This window comes from Bradyrhizobium sp. (assembly GCF_049512235.1).
Taxonomy (GTDB): domain Bacteria; phylum Pseudomonadota; class Alphaproteobacteria; order Rhizobiales; family Xanthobacteraceae; genus Bradyrhizobium.
The window spans coordinates 1-6,120 of record NZ_JBEKXH010000388.1 but is presented as its reverse complement, the minus strand read 5'-3'; the positions used below and the strand labels follow the sequence as shown (position 1 = coordinate 6,120).

Annotated in this window: 4 protein-coding genes and 1 pseudogene; 3 read left to right on the top strand and 2 right to left on the bottom strand. The window is 64.8% G+C overall.

The features are described from left to right. A pseudogene (locus ABSG20_RS27175) lies at positions 1–397 on the top strand (hypothetical protein); the annotation flags it as partial. A gap of 72 nt (positions 398–469) precedes the next feature. Here ABSG20_RS27175 and ABSG20_RS27170 read toward each other — a convergent pair. Beyond that, positions 470–823: a hypothetical protein gene (locus tag ABSG20_RS27170; protein ID WP_423867568.1), complete on the bottom strand. Its 354-nt coding sequence runs from the start codon at positions 821–823 to the stop codon at positions 470–472. A gap of 115 nt (positions 824–938) precedes the next feature. Next, on the bottom strand, positions 939–2,108 hold the full coding sequence (locus ABSG20_RS27165) for an alpha/beta fold hydrolase (protein WP_423867567.1): 1,170 nt from the start codon (positions 2,106–2,108) through the stop codon (positions 939–941). A 487-nt stretch (positions 2,109–2,595) separates the two neighbouring features. Here ABSG20_RS27165 and ABSG20_RS27160 point away from each other — a divergent pair, with 487 nt between their 5' ends. Together ABSG20_RS27160 and ABSG20_RS27155 are read left to right on the top strand one after the other, a co-directional pair. Beyond that, positions 2,596–4,149 (top strand): ShlB/FhaC/HecB family hemolysin secretion/activation protein, encoded by a 1,554-nt coding sequence (locus ABSG20_RS27160; RefSeq protein ID WP_423867566.1) that lies wholly within the window; start codon positions 2,596–2,598, stop codon positions 4,147–4,149. 304 nt (positions 4,150–4,453) lie between these two features. Then, the gene (locus tag ABSG20_RS27155; RefSeq protein ID WP_423867565.1) at positions 4,454–6,025 is read left to right on the top strand and encodes a ShlB/FhaC/HecB family hemolysin secretion/activation protein; all 1,572 of its coding nucleotides are present in this window, start codon (positions 4,454–4,456) and stop codon (positions 6,023–6,025) included. The last annotated feature ends 95 nt before the right edge of the window (positions 6,026–6,120 follow it).

Sequence of the window (6,120 nt, the reverse complement as noted above, 5' to 3'; positions counted from 1 at the left end):
GGTCGAAAAGGGCATGGCGGTCCGCACCGAACCGCACCCACGATTTTATACCGACCCCACCGACACGGTGCCGATTGCGGTGCCGGCGCTGGTGCGGAATTGGTGGCCGATGATGTTCTTCTGCGTGTTCAAGGCACCGGCCGAGGGCCGCACCCATATCTTCCGGCCGAATGAACCGTTCGCACAGATCATCGTGATACCGGAGGAAGCCTCCTTTGAACTCGAGCCAATGGACGAGGAGGAATCAGCCGAGCGCGAGTTGCAGGCGCGGCGCATTTACAACAGCCGGCCGGCGCTATCGGCCGGAACGGAATGGACCTCGTCGACCGATACCGTGTTTGACGGCACCTACCGGCATCTGCATCGCGCGGCCAAGGAAAAGGCCCGTCAGGAATGACCGCCAAAAAAACAGGACCCTGAGGTCCTGTTGAAGATAAGCGCTGGCGCGCAACCGCCATCGTTGCCGCGATCAATAGTGGTTATGGTGATGGTGGTGGTGATGATGGTGGTGGTGGTGATGGTGTCGGCGGGGCCCCAGGACGATGCGGGGAACGATCCTGCGATAGGCGTGGTGGTGGTGGTGATGGTGATGATGGTGGTACTGCACGAGCTGAATATTATCGTCCGCTGACGAAGCCGGTGCGTACTGATCGACCGCCTGCAGCAGCGCAGCGGCGTTCCGAATCGGCTCGAGCAGGTCGGCGAACGAGTTCGCCCGCAAGACGTCGGTCGGGACCGGACTCGGTGCGGGTGCGGCCTGGGCGGCGCCGAATGTTCCAAGCGTGGCTATCGCGCCTAATAGTCCCGCGATTTTCTTTTCCATACTTCTAATTCTCCTCCAGTGACTGTGCCGGGCGCACTACCCGGTAGCCGAAAACGTTGCCGGCTTGAAATGGTTCCCGGGCATTTCTCGTGTCGCATGCTTGTCCGGAACGAGGCTACCGCGGCGCACTCGGTCCGGCGCGCCGCAGGAATTGCAACAGCAGCCGGCTCACCTCGGCCGGCTGCTCCTGTTGCACCCAATGGCCGGCACCATCGACCAGATGGCATCCGAGCATGCGTGTGCAGGTGCTCGCCTGCATGGCCTCGTAGACGCCGGGGCGCTGATAGATGCCCCAGTCATGGCTGCCCGAGATGAAGCAGGAGGGCACGTCGATGGTGCGACCCGACCAGGTTTCGAGCTCGGCAGTGAACACGCCGGAAGTACCGCAGCGATACCATTGCAGCCCACCCTGGAATCCGGTGCGTTCATATTCAGCGCTGTAGAAGGCGAGTTCGCGGTCGGGCAACCATTTGTTCGCCGCGATTATACCCGCTGAGGGCATTTCCTCCGCGACGGTCTCGGCCATGTTCTTGGCGAGATCCATCACGTAGTAGGTCGGCAGTTTCGCCAGCTCGTTCACGGACCACGATTTCAGCGGATAGGGCTTGTTGTCTTTCCAGTCCGCGCTCTTGTGATGGTAATAGGCGCGCAGGAAATCGTGCAAGCCTTGCGGCGCGTGGTGCATATCCGCATTGGCCTCGCGCGTCGAGTAGTACCATTGATAATGCTTGCGCGGTCGCGGCAGCGCCGCCAGCTCGCGGTGCACGGGGTCGTCGAATTGGGGTTTCGACGGTGCATCAGCCGTGTTGAAAGCGAGCTGTGGCGGGCCTGCGAACGGCGCGCTCATCAGCACCACCGAACGAAACACATCGGGCCGCACCACCGCGCACCAGGCGGCGACGGAAGAGCCGAAATCGTGCCCGACCACGGCATCGACCGTGCGATAGCCAAAGGCCGAAACCAGGCCCAGCGCATCGCGCACCAGATTGAGAAGCCGGAACGAGGCGAGATCGCCGTCGTAGTTGACATCCCAGCCGGTGGTGCGGCCGTAACCGCGCTGGTCCGGCGCGATCACGTGATAGCCGGCCTCCGCCAGCGCCGGCATCACCCTGCGCCAGCTGAAGGCGAGCTCGGGAAAACCGTGCAGCAGCAACAGGCACGGCCGGCCTGGGGTTTCGAAGCCGGCTTCCAGCACATGCATGCGCAGGCCGTTGATGTCGTCGATATGGCGCGTTCGGATGCCGGCGGGGAGGGGGATCGCGGGAAGCGAAGGGGACGGCTGCATTGGCTGCATCTCCACATCTACTAAGGCCAGCCGGATCTGCTCTTCTCCCCTCCCCCCGCGGAGCGCCGCGGAGCGGTGGGGAGGGGTCGGGGGTGGGGGAACATCGGCGGAAACCGCTGCTTCGGTGAACGCCGCGCCACCCCCCACCCCCGACCCCTCCCCGCCACGCGCGATGCGCGCGGGGGGAGGGGAGCTCTAAAGGCCCTGTTAAGCTTAATTTTCTATTGTGACCGCCAGCTAAAGAGGAGCACTCCGCGGCTGCGTCGGGCCAGAAAAGTCTGATCTTGAATTTCGTCGAGTTGAGATCGGATAGATGTGCGGAGTTGCGCATAGGGCCCGTATATTTACGGCTGCGCTGAGTATCTCAGTCGTCGCCGCGCCGGCAATTGGTCATGCCCAGGTTGCTCCCAGTCAATTCACGCCGCAAAACCTTCGTCCGGATTCGCCTTCACGCAATCAGGGGATCGTGCTGCCCGGTTGGTCGGCCGTGTCCGCACCATCAGGTGCGGAGAACCTCAATGTCCTGATCGATGACGTCGAGGTCGACGGCGCCTTCGCCGAGCTTTCGCCGGCTATTGCGGCATGGGTCCAGGGCATCAAGGGCCGGCGGATCAGCGTCGCAGCGATCTATGCCGCGGCGGCCAAGCTTGAACGAATCCATGCCGAAGCCGGCTATCCCCTGGTGCGGGTCGTGATACCTCCCCAGAACCTCCTCGATCACGGCCGGCTCGTCGTTGTTGTCGTCGATGGCTTCATCGAAGCAATCGACGTCGCAGGCGTTCCCGAACGCGCGGCCGCGGTGGTGGCGGCGCGCACTGGTTTCCTGGTCGGCCGCCGTCACGTCACGATCGCCGAGATCGAGCGCGCGCTTCTGATCGCCGGCGATGTTCCAGGCCTGAAGCTGCGAAGCACGATCATGCACGGCCGTCGCGAGGGTGGCGTCCGGCTGGTGCTCGAAGGCGAGCATCGCCTGGTGTCGGGTTCGGTCGGTGCCGACGATCATCTCTCGCAGGCGCTCGGTACCTGGCAATGGCATAGTTCGGTCGCGTTCAACAGCGCCTTCGGCTTCGGCGAGCAGTTTTACGGCACGCTCGGCCTCGGAGCCGATCTCCGGGCCGTGACCGAAGGCAGTTCGCCGCTCGCCGTCTATGGCGGTGGCGCCGTGGTTCCGATCGGCCTTAATGGCATCACCCTCAACCCGGAATACACGCGTTCGACGACGCGCACGGCGCAGGCGCCGGGTGTGCCGGCAACGCTCGGCAGCTTCGAGCGCTATGCCCTGCGATTGCGCGATCCGCTGCTGCTGACGAGAAAAACCTCGCTTTATCTCAATCTTTCGCTCGAAGAGGTGACCCAGCAGGTGGCGGCGCCCGATTTCGGCGTGATGCTCAACAGCGATCGCTACGCGGTACTTCGGGCCGGCCCGGACTACACCACGACGCTGCTTTGGGGGGAGAGCCTGCAATTCGGCGCTGGTCTGTCCCAGGGCCTCGGCGGCCGCACCGCGGCGGATGCGTCGGCATCCAACGTGCCGCTGTCGCGCCTGGGCGCCGGACCGGATTTCACCAAGTTCACCGCGAATGCGCGGCTGTCCCAGCCATTGCCTGCCGGGATGCGTCTCGATCTGATCGGAGCGGGACAGGACTCGCTGGGGAAGCCGATGTTGCGGCCGGAACAAATCGCGCTGGACGGCAGCGATGCGGTGTCGGCGTTTGCGTCCGGAACCTTCACCGCCGATCAGGGCGTTACCTTGCGCGGCGAACTCGCGCGGCCGTTCGCGGTGAGCCTGAATGCCGCTAGCGCCGTCGTGTCCCCCTATCTGTTCAGCTCGTACGGGCGCGGCTGGCTGATCGATGCAACGAGCGTCGAGCAGTCGGTGATCAATGCCCGCGCATTCGGCTTCGGCGTTCGCGGCAGCGTCGAAGCCAAGTCAGGCCTGCCGGCGGCCAGCTTCGGGCTCGAGCTCGGACGCGGAACCACCGACATGCCCGGCATCCGGCAGGGCTGGCGCGCCAACGTCAATGCATCGGCGCTGTTCTGATGCGCTGGCGCCCTTGGGCGAGCATTTAAGGGCCTTATTAACGTTAAGTTCCTATGGTGACCGCTGGCTGAGGGGGAAACGCTCCGTAAGCCGTGTCGGGCCAGAAAAGTCTGATCTTGCGTTTCGTTGAGTTGAGATCAGAAATATGTGCCGACGTGTGCATAGGGCCCGTATATTGGCGGCGGCGCTGAGTATCTCAGCGGTGGCGGTGCCGACTTTTTGTCGTGCCCAGGTCGCTTCCCCCAGTCAGCTGACGCCACAAAGCCTTCGTCCGGATGCCGGCTCGCGCAATCCGGGGATCTTGTTGCCCGGGCCTGCCGCGGCGACCGCGCCACAAGGGGCCGAGAACCTCAATGTCGTGATCGATGACGTTGAGGTCGACGGCGCCTTCCCGGAGCTTTCGGCCGCGACCGCGGCCTGGGTCGGGCAGATCCGGGGCCGGCGGATCAGCCTCGCGCAGATCTATGCGGACGCGGCGGCGCTCGAACGCCTTCATGCCGAAGCCGGATATCCGCTGGCACGGGTGGTGATTCCTCCGCAGAAGCTGGTCGATCATGGCCGGCTCGTCGTTCTCGTCATCGATGGATTCATCGAAGCGATCGATCTGACCGGGGTTCCGGAACGGGCGGTCGATGTGGTGGCGGCGCGCACCGATTTCCTGGTCGGTCGCCGCCACGTCACGATCGGCGAGATCGAGCGCGCCCTCCTGATCGCGGGCGACGTGCCGGGCCTGAAGCTTAAAAGCACGCTGCTGCGGGGCGGTCGCGAGGGCGGCGTCAAGCTGCTGCTCGAAGGCGGGCATGATCTCATATCGGGATCGCTCGGCGGCGACGATCGTCTCTCCAAATCACTGGGGACCTGGCAATTGCGGGGTTCTGTCGCGGTCAACAGCGCCTTCGGCGCTGGCGAACAGATTTATGCCACCGCGGGTCTCGGGGCTGACCTCAGAGCCGCGATCGACGGCACATCGCCGCTTGTGGTGTATGGCGGCGGCGTCGTGATTCCGATCGGCGCCGACGGCATCACGCTCAATCCGGAATATACCCACTCCACGACGCGCACGGCGGAGGCGCTGGGGGTGCCGGCCTCGCTGGGGACCTTTGAGCGCTATGCCCTGCGGTTGCGCGATCCCTTGCTTTTGACGCGCAAGACGTCGCTGTACCTGAATGTTTCGCTGGAAGAGGTGAGCCAGCAGTTGGCGGCGCCGGATTTCGGCGTGACCCTCAACAGCGATCGCTACGCGGTGCTGCGGGCCGGCCCGGACACCACCATGACGCTGCCCTGGGGCGAGAGCCTGCAACTCGGTGCCAATCTGTCGCAGGGCCTCGGCGGCCGCACCGCCGCCGAAGCGGCGGCGTCCGGGGTGCCACTGTCGCGTCTGGGGGCCGGACCCGAATTCACCAAGCTGACCGCGAATGCGCGGTTGTCGCAGCCCATGCCCTACGAGCTGCGCCTCGATCTGATCGGAGCCGGACAATACTCGCTCGGCAAGCCGATGATGCGGCCCGAACAGATCGCGCTCGACGGCAACGACGCGGTATCGGCGTTTGCCTCCGGCAGCTTCACCGCCGATCAGGGAGTGACCTTGCGCGGCGAGCTCTCGCGGCCGTTCGCGGTAAGCTTCAATGCCGTCAATGCCGTGTTGTCCCCGTATCTGTTCAGTTCCTACGGCCGCGGCTGGCTGGCAGATGCCACCAGCGTCGAGCAGTCGGTCATCAATGCCAGCGCATTCGGGGTCGGCGTTCGCGGCAACGTCGAAGCCAAGGCCGGCCTGCCGGCAGCCAGCCTCGGGATCGAACTCGGGCGCGGATACACCGACGTGGCCGGTATCCGGCAGGGCTGGCGCGCCAACGTCACCGCATCAGCGCTGTTCTGATGCGCAGGCCATCTGAGCCGCGCACGGTGCTTGCTTACCCTCCCCTGGAGGGGGAGGGTCGCTCGCTTGGACGAAGCAGCGCTTCGACCAAGCGA

Excerpts from the sequence above, each read along its gene's own strand:
- ABSG20_RS27170 (WP_423867568.1), bottom strand. The coding sequence starts at position 823 with ATGGAAAAGAAAATCGCGGGACTATTAGGCGCGATAGCCACGCTTGGA.
- ABSG20_RS27165 (WP_423867567.1), bottom strand. The coding sequence starts at position 2,108 with ATGCAGCCGTCCCCTTCGCTTCCCGCGATCCCCCTCCCCGCCGGCATC.